We start from the raw sequence: 18,790 nt of genomic DNA on the forward strand, positions 1-18,790 counted from the left end.
AGCAGCCCGCTCCCCACCAGCCCAGACCCATGCGCAAGGTCTCCTCACGCACCCGCACTCGCGACGGCAGGAGCACGGCGGCCCACCACCCACCAAGCGACAGGCACCCGACGGAGTCGCACCCCCCACCCCACCCCCCGCTGCCAGCCTGCTCTCACCCGCACCCACCCCACGGATCCGCACCCACCCCACCACCACCCACCACCCCACCCCGCCGGACGGCCCCGCCGTGGCAACCGGCGGTTCAGTGACCGCGCTTGATCCGCATGAACGTGAGCACGGCGACGGCGACCGGTACGGAGAGGAGGACGCTCCAGGGGAGCAGTCCGGCCGCTACCAGAGCACCGCAGAGCGGCAGCGTGAGGAGCGTCGGGAGGGCCGGGATCAGGGCTGCGGCGGTGGCAGTGCGCGGGCTGCGGCGGGTCATTCGGATGCTCCTTCGCGGGCGAGGTCCAGGTAGTCGGCCAGGTCGCCCCAGCTCTCCGTGGCGGCGGGCGGCTCGCCGGACATGGCGTGCGGGGCCTCGCGCCAGGCGCCCCGTACGGCCGCGGAGGTGGCGGTGTCGCCGCCGCGGAAGCGCTCGCTCAGTTCGTCCATGCGGGCCACCAGTCGCCGCACCCTGGGGTCCGTCGCCGGCACCCCGGCCGTACGGAGCCGCTCGGCCCGGCGGTACAGCTCCGGCCACTCGACCTCCAGGAGGTAGTGCGCGGCGGGGCCCACGGCGGCGGCGTGGTCCTGGAGGAGCCGGAGCTGGTCCGCGTCGAGACGGTCCCGGAGGGCCTGCGCGCGGTCCGGGGCGGTGGCGCCGGTGGCCTGCAGGGCGTCGAGGAGGTCGGTGGTCGCGGGGGCGCGGCCCGCGGTGAGCTCGGTGTCCAGGCGCCGGAGGCGTTCGCGCAGGGACGTGAGGGACGCGAGGGCGGCTTCCACGCCGGCCAGGTGGTCCCGTACGAGCCGGGTCGGATCGACGCCGCCGTCCAGGCAGGTGGCGATGGATTCCAGGCCGAGCCCGAGGCTCCGCAGGGCGAGCACCTGGTAGAGGCGGACGAGGTCGTCCTCGGTGTACTCCCGGTGCCCTCCCGGCGTGCGCCGGGAGGGGCTGAGCAGGCCGATGGTGTCCCAGTGGTGCAGGGTGCGCACGGTGAGGCCGCAGGCCTCGGCGAGGGCGCCCACTTTCCAGGTGCCGGAAGCGTTCATGAGGTAACGATGCCTCCTCACGCGGCGTGAGGTTCAAGCCCGGGACGGCCCGGCGCCGGCCCGCCGCCCGCCGGCCCATCCGCGTCCGCCACCGTGGCTCGTCCTCACGGCGACGCTGTCCTTCGGCGCCCCCGCGCAGTAGGGTGCGGCCCGCCGTCTCCTTCCGGTTCAGCACCTCCCGTACGCACGGACCTCCGTATCTGCGCAGAGAGGGAAGCCGCATGAGGAAGAGATACAGACCCACCCGTACCGGCAGCCGTGCTCGCTCCATGCGACTCGTGGCCGCGGCCGCCCTCGCGGTGCTGTTCGCGGCCGCGCCCGGGGTCGCTTCGGCGGGTGCCCGGAGCGTGGGCAAGCCCGCGGCGGCCGAAGCGGGGCACCAGGCCAGGGCCACCGTCTTCGGTTCCTCCGTCGCCGCGGCGCGCAATGCCGACGGGCGGCTGGAGTTCTTCGGCACCAACAGCGGGGACGCGATCTTCCACCGCTTCCAGAACAGCATCGGCGGCAGTTGGTCGCCCTGGGCGCAGTTCGACGGCGGGCTGCGGGCGGTCGCCGCCGAGACCAACGCCGACGGACGCGCCGAGCTGTTCGGCGTGAACGGCGGTGGAGCGATCTTCCACCGGTGGCAGACGTCGCCGGGTGGTGCGTGGTCGGGGTGGGAGCAGTTCGACGGTGCGCTGACGTCGATCGCGGCGGCCCGTAACGCCGACGGCCGGCTGGAGATCTTCGGGGCCAACAGCGCCGGCAACGTCTATCACCGCTGGCAGACCGCCATCGGCGGCCCCTGGTCGAACTGGGCGCAATTCGACGGCGCGTTGACGCAGGTCGCCGCCGAGACCAACGCCGACGGGCGGGTGGAGCTGTTCGGTGTGAACAGCGCAGGAGGCATCTTCCACCGGTGGCAGACGTCGCCGGGTGGTTCGTGGTCGGGGTGGGAGCAGTTCGACGGTGCGCTGACGTCGATCGCGGCAGCGCGCAATGCCGACGGGCGGCTGGAGATCTTCGGCACCAACAGCGGGGACGCGATCTTCCACCGCTTCCAGACCACCATCGGCGGCGGCTGGTCGCCCTGGGCGCAGTTCGACGGCGCGCTGAGCCAGGTCGCCGCGGAGACGAACGCCGACGGCCGCGTGGAGCTGTTCGGCGTGAACAGCGGCGGATACCCCTTCCACCGCTGGCAGACCGCCATCGGCGGCCCCTGGTCGAACTGGGTCCAGTTCGACGGCCTGCTGAGGGGCTGACGCCGGGGCGCCACCTTCCCACCGCCCTCCCGCCACCTTCCCACCGCCTTCCCACCCTCCCCGTCCGGCTGGCCGGAACCCGTCCACCCGGGCAGCCGTGGGCCGGGAAGGTGTGGGGCAAGATGGGCCTATGGGGACCTTCGCTGCGCACGATGGTCTGATCGCCGGCCGGTACCGCCTGTCCGGGCGGATAGGGCGCGGCGGCATGGGCACCGTATGGCGTGCCACCGACGAGCTGCTGGAGCGGCAAGTCGCTGTCAAAGAGCTCCATATGGATGAGATGGATGAGAGTGACGGCGATAACGGAACCTGTCCCGCCGGTCTCTCCGACTGCGACCGTACGCTCCGCGAGGCTCGCGCGGCCGCGCTCATCAGTCATCCGAACGTCGTCGCGCTCCACGACATCGTCGTGCAGGACGCCCGGCCCTGGATCGTGATGGAGCTCGTGGACGGGCGCGCCCTGTCCGAAGTGCTGGCCGCCGAGGGGCCGGTGGGCCCGCGGGAGACGGCGCGGATCGCGATCGCCCTGCTCTCCGCCCTGCGCGCCGCGCACGCCCGCGGAGTCCTGCACCGCGACATCAAGCCACCGAACGTCCTCCTGGAGACGGCGACCGGCCGCGTCGTCCTGACCGACTTCGGTGTCGCCCAGGTCCGCGGCGCGACGACGATCAGCGAGACGGGCGCGTTCGTGGGGTCGCCGGAGTACACGGCGCCGGAGCGCATGTCGGGCGGTTCCGCCGGGCCCGCGTCCGACCTGTGGTCCCTGGGGGTGCTGATGTGCGCGGCGCTGAGCGGGGTGACGCCCTTCCGTCGCGACTCGCTGGGCGGCATCCTGCACGCGGTCGTCCACGACGAGATACGCCCGCCCGCCGCCGCGGCGCCCCTCCTGCCCGTCGTTTGGGGGCTGCTGGAGCGCGATCCCGCGCGGCGGATGGGCGCCGACGAGGCCGAGCGGCTGTTACGGGGCTATCTGGCCTCCGGAAGGGTCGGCGACGGCCCGGGCGGAGGCCCCGCCCCGTACCCGCCGGGCGGCCCCCCGTACAGCCCCCGCGGCCGCACCGTCCTCATGGCCGCCGTCGCCGTCGTCACCCTCGCCGGCACCGGCGCCGGCCTCGCCGTCCTGCTGACCGAGCGCGGCACGGAGGGCGGCCGCCCCGCGCAGGTGTCCAGCGGTCCACTCGTCCGCTCGCCGGGCCCGCCCGTCACCCGCGAACCCCCGGCCAGCGCCCCCGTAGACGCCCCGGAGGGCTATCACGCGGTGCAGGACCCGGCCGGCTTCGCGCTCGCCGTGCCGGACGGCTTCACCCGCTCCTTCGAGCCCCCGCGCGTCTTCTACTACGCCCCGGACCGGCAGACCCGCCTCGCCGTCGTCATCCAGGACCTCCAGCCCGGCGGCGCCGCGGCCGCCCTGCGCGCCTCCGCCGCCGCGGCCCCCGAGCGCTATCCGGGTTACCGCGCCGCCACCCTCCGCGAGACCACCCGCAAGGGATACCCGGGCGCCTCCTGGGAGTTCACCTGGGACGGCCCCGAAGCCGGGGCGGGCGGGGCGCTGCGGACGTACGACACCTGCTGGGACGAGGGCGGCAAGATGTACGAGGTGTGGGTCGCGGGCCCGGCGGGGAAAGCGGCGCAGACGAAACGGCACTTCGATGTCGTCCTGGAGACGTTCATACGGATCCGGCCCGTATCGAGCCCTTAGGTCTGTAAGTTCGGTAACTTTCTGTATCTTCTGTAAGGTCTGTAGGCCCGTAAGGGGATGGTTTGCGCCTTCAAGGTGCGCCTGCCTGCGCCCCCTTGGTAATGATGGGGCCATGACGAACGACGGGGGACGGCCGAACCGGCCCGGCAGCGCCGGTGAGCCCACCAGCTACGACCTTCAGCCACCGAACCGGGCGGTCGCGACGGCCCCCGCGCCCGCCGCTCCGCCGGCTCCGGCGGGCCCGCACACCGCCCCCGCGGCCGAGCCCGGCGCCGGCCGCCGCATCGGCAACCGCTACCGGCTGATCTCCCGCCTCGGACACGGCGGCATGGGCACCGTCTGGAAGGCCCACGACGAGGTCGTCGACCGCGAAGTCGCCGTCAAGGAGCCGCGCGTACCGGACCACCTCCCCGCGTCCGTGCGGGAGAACGTCCACCAGCGCATGCAGCGCGAGGCCCGCGCCGCGGCCCGCGTCGCCCACCCCTCGGTCGTCGCCGTCCACGACGTCGTCGTCGAGGACGGGCGTCCCTGGATCGTCATGGAGCTCGTCCGCGGCCACTCGCTCGGCGACCGGCTGTCCGACGGCACCCTCGACCCGCGCGAGGCCGCCCGCATCGGCCTGGCCGTCCTCGACGCGCTCGGCGCCGCCCACGAGGCCGGCGTCCTGCACCGCGACGTCAAGCCGGACAACGTGCTCCTCGGCCGCGGCGACCGCGTCGTCCTCACCGACTTCGGCATCGCGCAGATCGAGGGCGAGCAGGGCCTCACGGAGACGGGCGCGTTCGTCGGCTCACCCGAGTACGTCGCGCCCGAGCGCGTCCTGGGGCAGCGGCCGGGTCCCGAGTCCGACCTGTGGTCCCTGGGCGTCGTGCTGTACGCGGCGGTGGAGGGCGTCTCCCCGTTCCGCCGCTCCAACACCCAGGCCACCATGCAGGCCATCCTGTCGGCGGAGCCGCAGATGCCGTCCCGCGGTGCGGGCGTCCTCGGCGCGCTCGTCATGCGGATGCTCCACAAGAACCCGGCGGCCCGGCCCGGCGCCGCCGAGATCCGGCAGACCCTGGAGGCGCTCGCCCGCCCGGCGCCGCCCGGGCAGTCCGCCTTCAGCGCCTCCCGCACGCAGCCCACCGGCAGCAAGTGGGTCCCGCCCGTCCTGCAGGGCAACCGCAAGGCGCAGTGGGGGCTCGGCGCCGGCGTGGTGGCCGTGGCGACGGCCTCGGCGCTGCTGATCGTCAACCCGTTCGCCGTCGGGCCGGCCATCCCGCTGCACTGGAAGGTGCGGGACGAGCCGGAGATCGTACGGGCGTCGATGGCGGTGCCGGAGGACTACACGAAGTCGGTCGACACCAACGCCAACTGGGTCTACTTCCAGGACCCCAGCGGCGTCTTCGGGATCTCACTGGACCTGGACACCGCCGAACAGCGGAAGAAGAACACGGGGGACAGGGAGCCGAAGAGCATCGCCTCCGCCGAGGAGGAGGCCAAGAGGATCGTCCGGGTGAACACGGAGGACTCGGCGACCAAGCTCCGGGACGCCAAGGCGACCACGGTCAAGACGTCCCCGTACCAGGGCATGCAGACCGCAGAGGTCCACACCGTCTTCCACCGGAACGGTTCCGACGAAGCCGACCCCATGACCCTCACGCGCTCGTGGGTCGTCGTCAACGACACGAAGACCGCCATGTGGCTGCTGCAAGTGCGGATGCCCGAGAAGGGGCAGGCCCGCAAGGACGGCGACAAGCTCTTCGACGACGTCCTCAAGTATCTGAAGATCCAGGACACGAAGATCCAGGATCAGTAATTACCCACGGGTATTCAAGCGGTACGGGTCCGTCATACGCTCCCCGTATGACGGACTCGGCACACACCGCACCCGTGGCAGCAGCACCGGCACCAGCGGCGGCAGGGAGCCCGCCCGCCGGCGGCAACCCCGTTGCCCCGCCCGGAAGTCGCACTCCAGCCGATGTCGTCACTCCCGCCCTCGTCGCCCGCCTCACCCGCCCCGTCGTGGGCTCCGGCGCCACCGTCAGTCACACGCCCCTGACCGGCCTGCAACTCGCCGGGCTGCCCGAGTCCACCCCTGAGGACGTGGCCACCGCCTTCGCGCGCGCCCGCGAGGCGCAGCAGCACTGGGCGACCGTGCCCGTGGGCGCGCGCGCCGCCGTTCTGCTGCGCTTCCACGACCTGCTCCTCGACCGGCAGTCCGAGGTCCTCGACCTCATCCAGGCGGAGACCGGCAAGGCCCGCCTGCACGCCCACGAGGAAGTGCAGGCCGTGGCCGTCGGCGCCCGCCACTACGGGCGCAGGGGGCCCGCCTACCTGCGGCCGAAGGGGCACGCGGGCGTCCTCCCCGTCCTGACCAAGGTCACCGAGCTGCGCCACCCGCGCGGCGTCGTCGGCCAGATCGCCCCCTGGAACTACCCGCTGGAACTGTCCGTGGGAGACGCCCTGCCCGCGTTCGTGGCCGGCAACGCCGTCGTGATGAAGCCCGACACCGGGACGGCCCTGACCGCCCTGTGGGCGCGCGAGCTGCTGGTCGAGGCGGGGCTGCCGGAGGAGGTCTGGCAGGTCGTGATCGGCGACGGCCCGGTCGTCGGCCCGGCCCTCGTCGCGCACGCCGACTACGTCTCCTTCACCGGCTCCACGCGCACCGGCCGCGAGGTCGCCCAGGGCGCCGCGGCCCGCCTGATCGGCTCCTCGCTCGAACTCGGCGGCAAGAACGCCATGCTCGTCCTCCACGACGCCGACGTCGAGAAGGCCGCCGCGGGCGCCGTCCGCGGCTGCTTCTCGTCCGCCGGCCAGCTGTGCATCTCCATCGAGCGGCTGTACGTGCACGAGTCCGTCGCCGACGCGTTCCTGGAGCGCTTCACCGCCCGCGCGAAGGCGCTGCGGCTCGGCACGGGCCTCGCCTACGGCGCCGACATGGGCTCCCTCGCCTCGCAGCGCCAGCTGGACGCCGTGGTGCGGCACGTCGATGACGCCGTCGCGCAGGGCGCCACCGTCCTCGCGGGCGGCCGCCCGCGGCCCGACGTCGGCCCGTTCTTCTACGAGCCGACGGTCCTCGACGGCGTGAAGCCGTCCATGGCCGTGTGCGGCGAGGAGACCTTCGGGCCCGTCGTCTCCGTCTACCGCTTCCGGGACGAGGACGAGGTCGTCGACCTCGCGAACGCCACCCCGTACGGGCTCAACGCGAGCGTCTGGACCGCGGACGGGCGCCGCGGCCGGGCGGTCGCGGCGCGGCTCCGTACCGGCACCGTCAACGTCAATGAGGCCTACGCGGCCGCGTACGGCAGCGCGCGGGCCCCCATGGGCGGCATGGGCGAGTCCGGGCTGGGCCGCCGCCACGGCTCCGAGGGCATCCTCAAGTACACCGAGGCCCAGACGGTCGCCCACCAGCGCGTCGTACCGCTCGCGCCGGCCTTCGGGCTGGACGACGCGAAGTACGCGGAGGTCATGACCCAGGGCCTGCGGCTGCTGAAGGCACTGCGCCTGCGCTGACCGTCGTGCGCCCCCTGCACGCGCCGCACGTTTTCGTACGGCCCGCACTTTCTCGTACGACCCCGGAGGAACGGAGAGCAGTGTTCGACTACGACGTGATCGTCGTCGGCTCGGGCTTCGGCGGCGCGGTCTCCGCGCTGCGCCTGACCGAGAAGGGCTACCGCGTGGGCGTCCTGGAGGCGGGCCGCCGCTTCATCCGCGAGAACCTGCCCAGGAACTCGTGGGACCTGCGCAACTACCTGTGGGCGCCCGCACTCGGCCTCTACGGCATCCAGCGCATCCACCTCCTCGGCAACGTCATGGTCCTCGCGGGCGCCGGGGTCGGCGGCGGCTCCCTCAACTACGCCAACACCCTCTACGTGCCGCCGGAGGCCTTCTTCCAGGACCGGCAGTGGGCCGGCATCACCGACTGGGAGGAGGAGCTGCGGCCGTACTACGACCAGGCGAGCCGCATGCTCGGCGTCCGCCTCAACCCCACGACGACGCCCTCCGACGTCCACCTGAAGGCGGCGGCGGAGCGCCTGGGCGTGGGGGAGACCTTCCGCAAGGCGCCGGTCGGGGTGTTCTTCGGGGACGGCGAGGACGCCGCCGGCACGCACCGGGCGTCGCCCGGCGAGGAGACCGCCGACCCGTACTTCGGCGGCGCCGGGCCCGCCCGCCGGGCCTGCACCGAGTGCGGCGAGTGCATGACCGGCTGCCGGCACGGCGCGAAGAACACCCTCAACGAGAACTACCTGTACCTCGCCGAGCGGGCGGGCGCCGTCGTCCACCCCATGACCACGGTCGTCGCGGTGAGCGAGCACCGGGACGGCGGCTACCGCGTCGTGACCGTCCCGACCGACAAGCGGCGCGGCTCCGGGGCCGCCCGGCCGCGGGTCCTGCGCGCGGAACGGGTGGTGATCGCCGCCGGGACGTACGGCACCCAGACGCTGCTGCACACCATGAAGGACAAGGGCCTGCTGCCCCGCATCCCGGCCGGGCTGGGCCGGCTGACCCGTACGAACTCCGAGGCCCTGGTGGGCGCGCAGACCGACGACCGCCGCTACGGCAAGGCGAACGGCGGCGCCCGGCCGGACTTCACGCGGGGCGTGGCCATCACCTCCTCCGCCCATCTGGACGACCACACGCACATCGAGCCCGTCCGCTACGGCAAGGGGTCGAACGCGATGGGCGTGCTGTCCGTCCCCCAGGTGCCGGTGGGGACGCGGGCGCCGCGGGCCGTCGCCTTCGCCGCGGGCTGCCTGCGGCACCCGGTGCAGCTGCTGCGGTCGCTCTCCTTCCGGCGCTGGTCCGAGCGGACGATCATCGGGCTCGTGATGCAGTCGCTCGACAACTCCCTGACCACGCACCGGCGCAGGCGCGGCCCGGGCAAGGGCCTGCTGACCGCCGAGCAGGGGCACGGGGCGCCCAACCCCAAGCAGATCCCCGCGGCGGCGATGGCCGCCGGCATCCTCGCCGAGGAGATCAACGGCTTCCCCGGCAGCAACGTGGGAGAGCTGATGGGCACCCCGCTGACCGCGCACTTCCTCGGCGGCTGCCCGATCGGCGCGGACGCCTCGCAGGGCGTCATCGACCCGTACCACCGGCTGTACGGGCACCCCGGGATCTCGGTCGTGGACGGCGCGGCCGTCTCCGCGAACCTCGGCGTCAACCCGTCGCTCACCATCACGGCCCAGGCGGAACGGGCCATGTCCTTCTGGCCGAACAAGGGCGAGCCCGATCCGCGGCCGGAGCAGGGGCGGGCGTACGAACGGATCGAGGCGGTCGCGCCGGTGCGCCCGGCCGTACCCGAAGGCGCCTACGGGGAGCTTAAGTTGAACGCGGAGCCGGTGGTGCGGGCGGTGCAGCCGCTGCCGGATGGGCGGCCGCTGCTCCGGCTGCTGCCGGTGGAGCCGCCGGAGGGGCGGCCGTCCAACGGGCGCGGGTGTCCGTCCGCTTGAGGTTCGGCGACTTGAGGGCCGACTGTTCAACGGCGAAGGGCCCCGGGCCGCCTCCGCGGGGGCGTGCGGGCGGCCTCGGGGCCCTTGACTGCCGGCACCGAGGTCAGGGCAAGGTCGGTGCCGCGGAGCGGCGCCGGGGGGAGCGCCGCTGGTCCTGGGTGGTGCGCGGTGGTGCGGGAGCGTACTGCCTCACTGGTTCGACCAATGGCGGTGCGGGACCAGGAGGTTGGTGCTCTCCTGGCATCGTGCGGGATGGGCCGGACCCGGCGCAACCGTTTCGACCGGATACGGTCGGTTCCAGGCGTCCCCGGAACCGACCGTCCTTGGTGGCAACCGGGCTGCTGTCCCCTGCTGACCGGTCGCCGTGCACCGGAGTGAGGTCCCACGACGCGCGCACTCGCACGTCTCACACTCCGGTGGATCCGCCCTGTCGGTGCCGGGCGCCCAGGTGAACAGGGGCGGAAGCCACGCGTGGATTTCAGGTGGGCCGCTCCTGGCTGGCGCGGGCACCCGGCTCAACGAAGCCGGCCGCCGTACGGTCACGCGCCGTCCGGGTGACGTGACGGCCCGGTCCTCCGAACCCGCATGCGGCACCTGCACAGATCCCCAGATCGCCTCAACGGATCCACGGATCGCTTCAAGGGGGACTGGGTCAGACGCGGCCGCGGCACAGCTCCAGCAGCGTCATGGCGAGCGTGGTGCCGGGCTTGCCGAGCTGGCCGCTGTAGTGGCCGATGACCTCCATCTCGCGGGAGAGGTTCACCCGGCGCCCCCCGGAGGCGATGCGCTCCTGCTGGATCACGGCCGAGACGGCCATCCGTTCCTGGATGAGCCCGATGATCCTGCCGTCGAGATCGTCGATCCGCTGCCGGGCGCCGGTGATCACGCCGGCGGCCTCGTCGGTGCGGGCGCCGGTGTCGGCGGCGGTGCGGGCGGCGGTGGCGGTGGGGGTGCTCATGTCTGATCCTCCAAAAAGGGGCGGCGGCCCCCCGGAGCGGCACGGCCCGGGAAAAGCGACAGGCGCCCCGGGCCTTGTCGGCCCGGGGCGCCTGTGGAAGTCGCTTGTCAGTTGCTCAAGCAGCACGACCATGGCAGCCGGACGGGCCGGATGCCATAGGTAAAGACGAAGGTCTGGTGCTTGCGCATGGGGGACAGTATGGCCCGCGGGCGCCCCCGGGGCCAACGCGGGTGCGGTGTGCTTTCGGATGGTGAGACAAAAGCAAGCACCCGCGCCCCGGTAGAATCGACAAATACAGACCCCTCCTCCACCGCCGGAAGGCCGCTCCCGTGTCAGCAGCACCCCCCGCCGCCCACGACAACACCGCGGAGCCGGTGCTCGTTGTCGACTTCGGCGCGCAGTACGCCCAGCTCATCGCCCGCCGCGTCCGTGAGGCGCGGGTCTACAGCGAGATCGTCCCGTCCACCATGCCGGTGGCCGAGATGCTCGCCAAGAACCCCAAGGCGATCATCCTGTCCGGCGGTCCCTCGTCGGTCTACGAGGAGGGCGCCCCCCGCCTCGACGACGCCCGCGGCCTGTTCGAGGCCGGTGTCCCGGTCTTCGGCATGTGCTACGGCTTCCAGCTGATGGCCACCACGCTCGGCGGCACCGTCGACAACACCGGCGCGCGCGAGTACGGCCGTACGCCGCTGCACGTCAGCAAGACCGGCTCGACCCTCTTCGAGGGCACCCCGGCCGAGCAGTCGGTGTGGATGTCGCACGGCGACGCCTGCTCGGCCGCCCCCGAGGGCTTCACGGTCACCGCCTCCACGGACGTCGTGCCGGTCGCCGCCTTCGAGAACGACGAGAAGAAGCTCTACGGCGTCCAGTACCACCCCGAGGTCATGCACTCCACGCACGGCCAGCTGGTCCTGGAGCACTTCCTCTACCGCGGCGCGGGCATCGAGCCGACCTGGACCACGGGCAACGTGATCGAGGAGCAGGTCGCCGCCATCCGTGAGCAGGTCGGCGGCAAGCGCGCCATCTGCGGCCTGTCCGGCGGCGTGGACTCCGCGGTCGCCGCGGCCCTCGTCCAGAAGGCCATCGGCTCGCAGCTCACCTGCGTGTACGTCGACCACGGCCTGATGCGCAAGGGCGAGACCGAGCAGGTCGAGAAGGACTTCGTCGCCGCCACGGGCGTCCAGCTCAAGGTCGTCGACGCGCAGGAGCGCTTCCTGAACGCCCTCGCCGGCGTCTCCGACCCGGAGACCAAGCGCAAGATCATCGGCCGGGAGTTCATCCGCGTCTTCGAGCAGGCCCAGGCCGAGATCGTGGCCGAGGCCGGCGCGGGCGGCGAGGACGTCGCCTTCCTCGTCCAGGGCACCCTCTACCCCGACGTGGTCGAGTCCGGCGGCGGCACCGGCACCGCCAACATCAAGTCCCACCACAATGTGGGCGGCCTCCCCGAGGACCTGGAGTTCGAGCTCGTCGAACCGCTGCGCCAGCTCTTCAAGGACGAGGTCCGCATGGTCGGCCAGGAGCTCGGCCTGCCGGACGAGATCGTCCAGCGCCAGCCCTTCCCGGGCCCGGGCCTCGGCATCCGCATCGTCGGCGAGGTCACGCGCGAGCGCCTGGACCTGCTGCGCGACGCCGACGCCATCGCCCGCGAGGAGCTCACCGCCGCCGGTCTGGACCGCGAGATCTGGCAGTGCCCGGTCGTGCTCCTGGCCGACGTCCGCTCGGTCGGCGTCCAGGGTGACGGCCGCACGTACGGTCACCCGATCGTGCTGCGCCCCGTCTCGTCCGAGGACGCCATGACGGCCGACTGGACGCGCATGCCGTACGAGGTGCTGGCCCGCATCTCGACCCGCATCACGAACGAGGTCGCCGATGTGAACCGCGTGGTGCTGGACGTGACCAGCAAGCCGCCGGGCACCATCGAGTGGGAGTAGTCCTCCCCGGGCCCCTTCTCGGGGCTTGAGTCGAACGTCGGTGCCGTCGCCCATCCGTTTGGGCGGCGGCACCGGCGTTTGCCGTGGGTACGCTGGCCGTACGGCCGAGAATCCCGTCCATGGGAGGACTTATGACCGCTGAGCCCGCGCACGTCTGGCCGGTGCCGCCGCAGGACGGTTACACCGTGAATGACCTGCTGACGCTGCCCGACCTCCCGCCGCACACGGAGTTGATCGACGGGAGCCTGGTTTTCGTGAGTCCGCAGAGGGATTTCCATACGACCGTCATGTTCCTTCTGGAGCGAGATCTTCGCGCCACGGCCCCCGCTGGATTCCGCGTGCGACGAGAGATGGTCGTGATGATCGACAAGCGCAATGCGCCGGAGCCGGACATCTCTGTCCTGCGCGCTGGGGCGGTGCGCAGCCCGGAGACGACGTACTACCAGGCCAGAGACGTGTTGCTCGCGGTGGAGGTCATCTCGCCGAGCTCGGAGTCCCGTGACCGCGACACTAAGCCGCACAAGTATGCCCTCGCAGGCATTCCGCACTTCTGGCTGGTCGAGATGTCAGCCTCCGATAGCCGGCCGGTCGTGCACGTCTTCGAGCTCGACAACAAGACGCGCGCCTACGCCCCGACCGGGGTGTACCACGACACCCTCAAACTCACTTCTCCCTTCGACATCGACATCGATCTCACCGAGTTCGACCGGCTGTAGCCCACGGCGGAGCCCTGGCGCGACCAGGCTCCGTCAAATTAGTGGCGCGATCGCGAGACGATACGTATCGTTTCAATCCTGAGGTGCGCGCCCCGCGTACGAACCCCAGGAAGGACCCCGCCATGCCCCGGACCGAAACCCGAACCCGTACCGTCACCGTCGCCCCCGGCGTCCACCTGTGGAGCGACGAGCGCGGTGCCGCCGATGCCCCGGCCCTGTTGCTGATCATGGGCGCGCAGGCCTCCGGCCTCGGCTGGACCGAGGAGCTCACCGACGCCCTCGCCGCCCGTCACCGGGTCATCCGCTACGACCACCGCGACGCCGGCCGCTCCACGTGGTCGTTCGACGAGCAGCCCTACCGCATCACCGACCTCGCGGACGACGCCCTCGCCGTCCTGGACGCCCATGGCGTCGAGCGCGCCCACATCGTCGGGCTGTCGCTCGGCGGCATGCTGGCGCAGCTGCTGCTCGCCGACCACCCGGACCGCATCCTCAGTGCCACCCTCATGGGCACCTGCGCGCTGAGCGAGAAGCCGCTCGTCGAGGCCGACGGCACGGAGACCGCCGTCGCCGACCTGCCCGGCATCGACCCGCGCGTCCTGGAGATGTGGGCCCTGCCCGTCGAAGACAACGGCCTGGAGGCCGAGCTGGACCGGCGCGTGGCGCACTGGCGGGTGCTCAGCGGCGAGGAACTGCCGTTCCACGCGGACGAGATGCGCGAGCGCGAGCGGCTGATCATCGAGCACGCGGGGCGCTACGACGTCTCCACCGCCCACGGCCGTGCCGACTACTCCGGCATGGACCGCACGGAGGAGCTGGCGCGCAACACCGTCCCCGTGCTGGTGACCGACGCCTCCGCCGAGCCCGTCTTCCCGCCGCCGCACCCGCGCCACATCGCCCACGTGATCGGCAACGCCCGGACGGTGGCGATGCCGGGCATGGGGCACGCGCTGCCGCGCGAGCACCTCCTGCCGCTGGCCGGGGTGATCCTGGAGCACACGGCAGCCGCCGAAGGGGTGTTCTCCGCGGGTACCCGGCGGTAGCTTCCGTTCCGTACCGAACGGAACAGAGGAGTGCCGATCGTGTCGCAGACGTCGCCCGGGCAGGAGCCCGCAGCCGCAGCCGTGCCTGAGAGCGGGGCCGTGCCGGAAGCCGCCCCCGCACCCGCCCCCGTACCCACTGATCAGCTTCAGTTCGCGATGCCGCCCAAGCACGACACCGTTGAGGAGGAGCGGCGCCACCGCAAGGAGCGGCTCGCGGCGGCGCTGCGGCTGTTCGGGCGGTTCGGCTTCGAGGAGGGCGTCGCGGGGCACATCACCGCGCGGGACCCGGAGTTCACGGATCACTTCTGGGTCAATCCGTTCGGGATGTCGTTCAAGCACATCACCGTGAGCGACCTGATCCTCGTGAACCACAAGGGACAGGTCGTCGAGGGCCGTCACCATGTCAACCAGGCGGCGTTCACGATCCATTCGCAGATCCACCGGGCCCGGCCGGACGTCGTGGCCGCCGCGCACAGCCACTCCACGTACGGGCGCGCGCTGTCCTCGCTGGGGGAGCTGCTGGAGCCGATCACGCAGGACGTGTGTGCCTTCTACGAGGACCACGCCCTCTTCGACGACTACACGGGCGTCGTGGTGGACGAGGAGGAGGGGCGCCGGATCGCCGCGGCGCTCGGGCCGCACAAGGCGGTCGTCCTGCGCAACCACGGGCTGCTGACCGTGGGGGACACGGTGGACGCGGCGGCGTGGTGGTTCATCACCATGGAGCGCTCCTGCCAGGTGCAGCTCGCGGCGAAGGCCGCCGGGAAGCCCGTCCCCATCGACCAGGCCAGCGCCCGGCACACGCGGGACCAGCTCGGCAACGACCTGGCGGCGTGGATCAACTACCAGCCGCTGTACCAGCAGATCACGCGGAGCGAGCCGGAGCTGCTGGGGTAGCGGGCTCCGGCGTGCCGTTACCCCCGCCGTTCGGAGGGGGCGGCTCGTTCTTCCGGGGGTTTTTGCGGTTCTTTTACCTTGTTTACGATGGTCGGGAGCCGAGGCGGTCGCGCCTCGGCTCTGTCGTGCCATGAACCGCGTGCCATGAACCGGTAGGAGAACCATGCGCCTCACCCGTACCGCCGGGCTGTCCGCCGCCCTCGCCCTGACCGGCCTGGCCGTCACGGCGTGCGGTGGGGGAGCCGGGGCCGAGCAGCGGCCGGCGAAGTCCTCCGCGCCGTCCCCGTCCGCCCCGTCGAGCCCCGCGCCCGTCACGGAGAAGCCGGCCCCGGAGGCCGCGCTGCTCAAGGGCGCCGCCAGGGTCGTACGGCCCGAGATCGCCCCCGCCGACGGCGAGAAGGTCGGCGTCGGCCAGCCCGTCGCGATCGTCTTCAAGCAGCAGAAGGTCTCCAAGGAGCTGCGCGCCGGCATCGAGGGCCGGCTGAAGGTCTCCACCTCGCCGCGGGTCCCCGGCGCCTGGCACTGGAACGAGACCAAGGGCGACACCCGCGTCCACTTCCGGCCCGAGAAGTTCTGGCCGGCCGGCACCAAGGTGACCCTGGACGCCCGGCTGGCGGGTGTGAAGCTCGCCGAGGGCACGGCCGCCGCCGGCGACCGCACCGTCTCCTTCACCGTCGGCGACTCGATGGTCAGCACCGTCGACCTCAAGGCCCGCAAGCTGACCGTCGTGCGCAACGGCAAGACGCTGCGCACCATCCCGGTCAGCGGCGGCGACGAGAGCAAGGGCTTCGGCACCCGGGAAGGGATCAAGACGATCCTCGCCAAGGAGGGCAAGGTCGTCATGGACTCGCTCTCCATCGGCATCCCGCGCAACCACCCCGACGGCTTCTACGGGTCGTACGACTACAGCATGCGCGAGACGGTCAGCGGCGAGTACGTGCACGCGGCGCCCGACAACGCCGAGTCCTTCGGCAAGGAGAACGTCAGCCACGGCTGCATAGGCATGTCGACGGCCGACGCGAAGTGGCTGTACGGGCTGAGCCTCAAGGGCGACGTCGTGCAGGTCACCGGCAGCACCAAGCCGAAGCCGATGGACCGCTTCGGCAACGGCTACGGCGACTGGAACCTCAGCTGGGACGAGTGGCTGGAAGACAGCGCGCTGGGGATCCGCACCGGCGCCTGACCACGGTCCCGGGGTTTGCCCGCAGGAGTCTCCAAGAGCCCGCAGGAGCCCGCAGGAGGTTATCCACAGGGGTGAACGCGTTCCGCCTTCCGTCCGTATGGTTCGGATGACGACCAGGACGGACAGGGCGGAACGGAGAGGCGGCGAACGCCATGGCATTCATCGGGCGCGGAAAGCAGGGGGAGAGCGCGCGGTACGCACTGCTGCCGCTGCGCATTTTCCTCGGTGTCACCTTCATCTACGCGGGTCTCGACAAACTGACGGACTCCGGCTTCCTGGCGGACACCGGGCCCGGCTCCATCGGCGAGCTGATGCGCACGGTCCGCGGCACCTCCGCTGTCCCGGATCTGGTCGACCTCGCCCTGAAGAACCCCGAGGGCTTCGGCTATGCGATAGGCCTCGGCGAATTCGCGGTGGGCGTCGGCACCCTCTTCGGCATATTCGCGCGCGTCGCCGCGGCCGGCGGCGCGCTCATCTCCCTCAGCCTCTGGCTCACCGTCAGCTGGCAGACCACGCCGTACTACTACGGCAACGACCTGATCTACCTGATGGCGTGGCTGCCGCTGGTGGTCGCGGGAGCGCCGGTGTGGTCGGTGGACGCGGGCCCGCTCCGGGCGCCGCGCAAGCGGGGAGGCGCGTCACCCCGTAAGTCGCCGGCCAAGCCCTCCCGCAAGCCGGCAGGGAAGCCGGCGGGTAAGCCCTCGGGCAAGGCGGCAGGGAAGCCGGCCGGTAAGCCCTCGGGCAAGGCGGCCCGCGGGTCCAGGAAATGACCCCGCCGCCACGGCGACGTACCCCCGCGGCGACGGTCCGGCGAAATACCTGGTCACCGGAGCCCGGCACGCACACACGCTAGTGCCGTCGGCGCCGCCGTACCGCGAACGCCACCGACGACACCACGCCCGCGAGGCAGAACCCCGCCGCCAGCACGGGCAGCAGCGCGTACGAAGGGAAGTGCAGATCTCCGCGGGCCGCCCCCAGGTACGCGGCCGCGCACACCAGCAGCACGAGCCCGACCACCAGCTTCCCCGGCTCGAAGTCATGACGACGCACGGTCCACCTCCACCTGACCGATACCGGCCTTGAGCCGGATCTCAAGAGTGCCGCGGGAGGGCTTCCCGGACCGCGGCTCCAGCGTGACGTGCTTCTTCTGCCCCGGGCGGACGTCGACGTCGTCGCGCGCCTCGCCGGGGAGGCGGATGTCGCCCACGCCGACATCCATGGTGATCCGGGCCGTGACATCGTCCGGGACGATCAGCTTGAGCTGTCCCGCGCCCACCTCCGCGCGGGTGCTGACCGTGCCGCCCCGCTGCCACGGCAGGCCGGTGAGGTCGAGCTCGCCCACGCCGCTGCCCACGCGGTACTCGTCGCGGACGGCGGCCACGGTCTCCGGGCGCCAGGTGGAGTGCGTCCACTGGGTGGAGACCGACTTCGGCAGGGCCGCAGCGCCTGCCAGCAGGAGGGCGGTGAGGACGGCGGCGACGACCGTGCCGCCGCCGGTGCGGCCGTAGCGGGAGCTGACGGTGATGCCGAGGCCGAAGACGGCCAGCGCGCAGGCCAGGCCGATCTCCAGGCAGGTGCCGAGCGGCTGGTGGCGCCAGGCGAGGCCGGTGCCGAGCGCGAGGGCGACGACGGCGACCAGGAACGTCCAGCCGCCGAGCGGCGTGCCCCCGAGCGGTGTCACGGCGGGCGCGGGGCGGAGCCTGAGCGGGACCTGCTCCTCCGCGGCCCGCGGGCCGTCGTCCGGCCCCCACAGATAGCCGGTGCCGGCGCCGATCGGGCCCGTCGTGCCGTCCTTGATGATCGGGTCGCGCCACCAGGAGGGGCTGCCCGGCGCGGGCGGCGCCTTGGTCTCGGGCGGCGGTGCCGCCGTCTTCTGCGCCTTGTGCGTCTTCTGCGCCGCGGACACGGCGGCCTCGCCGCCGGGCTCGTGGCGGTGGTGCGACCAGTAGGACGCGCCGGCCATGACGGCCGTCAGCATCAGCGCGAAGGACATCACCGCACTGTTGTTGAGCATCGACAGGAACAGGCCGCAGCCCACCAGCGCGCACAGCACCGCCGTCAGCGCCGGGCCGTCCACGCGGCCCGAGAGCATCCGCCGGGCCTCGTTCTCCTCCTCGCCCTCCAGGGGGATCAGCAGCCACGCGAAGCCGTAGAGGATCAGGCCCAGGCCGCCGGAGACCGCCAGCACACCGAGCACCACCCGGAAGATCACGGGGTCGACGTCGAAGAAGCGGCCGAGGCCGCCGCACACGCCGGAGACCACCTTCTGCTCACGGCTGCGCCGCAGCGGCGGCCGGGCGTCCTGCGGATCACCGTGAACCGGACCCGCCTGATGCGCGTCCTGGGGTGTGGGTGTGTCGGTCATACAGAACATGGTGTCAACCGGAACGCGCTTGCGGCACACTCTGCAACCCTGGCCGTTCCCTGAGATCGCCCCTGAGAAGGTGCCGTATATCGTGTCGCGACACAGCACAGCAGGGGAACCGGAGGGCT

General features: G+C 72.3%; 15 protein-coding genes and 1 pseudogene. 11 read left to right on the forward strand and 5 right to left on the reverse strand.

The features are described from left to right. Positions 1–244 precede the first annotated feature (244 nt). Both IF61_RS32525 and IF61_RS0121730 read right to left on the reverse strand, forming a co-directional pair. Positions 245–427, reverse strand: a complete 183-nt coding sequence (locus IF61_RS32525) for a hypothetical protein (protein WP_043190146.1) — start codon at positions 425–427, stop codon at positions 245–247. Then, complete coding sequence (locus tag IF61_RS0121730) at positions 424–1,194, reverse strand: MerR family transcriptional regulator (RefSeq protein WP_030368158.1); 771 nt, start codon at positions 1,192–1,194, stop codon at positions 424–426. Before IF61_RS0121730 ends, IF61_RS32525 begins: the two co-directional genes overlap by 4 nt. Before the next feature lie 269 nt (positions 1,195–1,463). On the opposite strand from IF61_RS0121730, the gene IF61_RS0121735 reads away from it, so the two are divergent. The 5 genes from IF61_RS0121735 to IF61_RS0121755 all read left to right on the forward strand — a co-directional run bounded on the left by IF61_RS0121735 (position 1,464) and on the right by IF61_RS0121755 (position 9,569). Beyond that, positions 1,464–2,435: a PLL family lectin gene (locus tag IF61_RS0121735; protein WP_052392909.1), complete on the forward strand. Its 972-nt coding sequence runs from the start codon at positions 1,464–1,466 to the stop codon at positions 2,433–2,435. Between the two features lie 130 nt (positions 2,436–2,565). Further along, the gene (locus tag IF61_RS0121740; protein ID WP_030368160.1) at positions 2,566–4,134 is read left to right on the forward strand and encodes a serine/threonine-protein kinase; all 1,569 of its coding nucleotides are present in this window, start codon (positions 2,566–2,568) and stop codon (positions 4,132–4,134) included. Positions 4,135–4,246: 112 nt separating this feature from the next. Further along, entirely contained in the window at positions 4,247–5,932 is a 1,686-nt protein-coding gene (locus IF61_RS0121745) for a serine/threonine-protein kinase (protein WP_030368161.1), read from the forward strand. Positions 5,933–5,979: 47 nt separating this feature from the next. Then, complete coding sequence (locus tag IF61_RS0121750) at positions 5,980–7,629, forward strand: succinic semialdehyde dehydrogenase (RefSeq protein WP_030368162.1); 1,650 nt, start codon at positions 5,980–5,982, stop codon at positions 7,627–7,629. An 80-nt stretch (positions 7,630–7,709) separates the two neighbouring features. After that, the gene (locus IF61_RS0121755; protein ID WP_211264918.1) at positions 7,710–9,569 is read left to right on the forward strand and encodes a GMC family oxidoreductase; all 1,860 of its coding nucleotides are present in this window, start codon (positions 7,710–7,712) and stop codon (positions 9,567–9,569) included. 652 nt (positions 9,570–10,221) lie between these two features. On the opposite strand, the gene IF61_RS0121760 is transcribed toward IF61_RS0121755, so the two are convergent. After that, positions 10,222–10,527 carry a chorismate mutase gene (locus IF61_RS0121760; protein ID WP_030368164.1) on the reverse strand — a complete coding sequence of 102 codons (306 nt, stop codon included), beginning with the start codon at positions 10,525–10,527 and terminating at the stop codon, positions 10,222–10,224. Between the two features lie 329 nt (positions 10,528–10,856). Here IF61_RS0121760 and guaA point away from each other — a divergent pair, with 329 nt between their 5' ends. From guaA to IF61_RS0121790, 6 genes and pseudogenes are all read left to right on the forward strand, one after another. Continuing rightward, on the forward strand, positions 10,857–12,458 hold the full coding sequence (gene guaA / locus IF61_RS0121765; protein ID WP_030368165.1) for a glutamine-hydrolyzing GMP synthase: 1,602 nt from the start codon (positions 10,857–10,859) through the stop codon (positions 12,456–12,458). A gap of 131 nt (positions 12,459–12,589) precedes the next feature. Then, positions 12,590–13,174: a Uma2 family endonuclease gene (locus IF61_RS0121770; RefSeq protein WP_030368166.1), complete on the forward strand. Its 585-nt coding sequence runs from the start codon at positions 12,590–12,592 to the stop codon at positions 13,172–13,174. 122 nt (positions 13,175–13,296) lie between these two features. Beyond that, positions 13,297–14,217, forward strand: a complete 921-nt coding sequence (locus IF61_RS0121775) for an alpha/beta fold hydrolase (RefSeq protein WP_030368167.1) — start codon at positions 13,297–13,299, stop codon at positions 14,215–14,217. A 99-nt stretch (positions 14,218–14,316) separates the two neighbouring features. Next, positions 14,317–15,114, forward strand: a complete 798-nt coding sequence (locus IF61_RS0121780; protein WP_030368168.1) for a class II aldolase/adducin family protein — start codon at positions 14,317–14,319, stop codon at positions 15,112–15,114. A gap of 163 nt (positions 15,115–15,277) precedes the next feature. After that, on the forward strand, positions 15,278–16,297 hold the full coding sequence (locus IF61_RS0121785) for a L,D-transpeptidase (RefSeq protein WP_052392911.1): 1,020 nt from the start codon (positions 15,278–15,280) through the stop codon (positions 16,295–16,297). Between the two features lie 152 nt (positions 16,298–16,449). Then, positions 16,450–16,926: pseudogene (locus IF61_RS0121790) on the forward strand (DoxX family protein); the annotation flags it as partial. Positions 16,927–17,146: 220 nt separating this feature from the next. On the opposite strand, the gene IF61_RS0121795 reads toward IF61_RS0121790, so the two are convergent. Both IF61_RS0121795 and IF61_RS0121800 read right to left on the reverse strand, forming a co-directional pair. Next, entirely contained in the window at positions 17,147–17,347 is a 201-nt protein-coding gene (locus IF61_RS0121795; RefSeq protein WP_030368171.1) for a hypothetical protein, read from the reverse strand. Beyond that, a complete protein-coding gene (locus IF61_RS0121800; RefSeq protein WP_030368172.1) occupies positions 17,334–18,662 on the reverse strand; it encodes a PspC domain-containing protein in 1,329 nt (442 codons plus the stop codon). The genes IF61_RS0121795 and IF61_RS0121800 overlap by 14 nt, the downstream gene beginning before the upstream one ends. Between the last annotated feature and the right edge of the window lie 128 nt (positions 18,663–18,790).

Origin of the sequence: Streptomyces roseoverticillatus (genome assembly GCF_000719265.1) — a bacterium.
Taxonomy (GTDB): Bacteria; Actinomycetota; Actinomycetes; order Streptomycetales; family Streptomycetaceae; genus Streptomyces; species Streptomyces roseoverticillatus.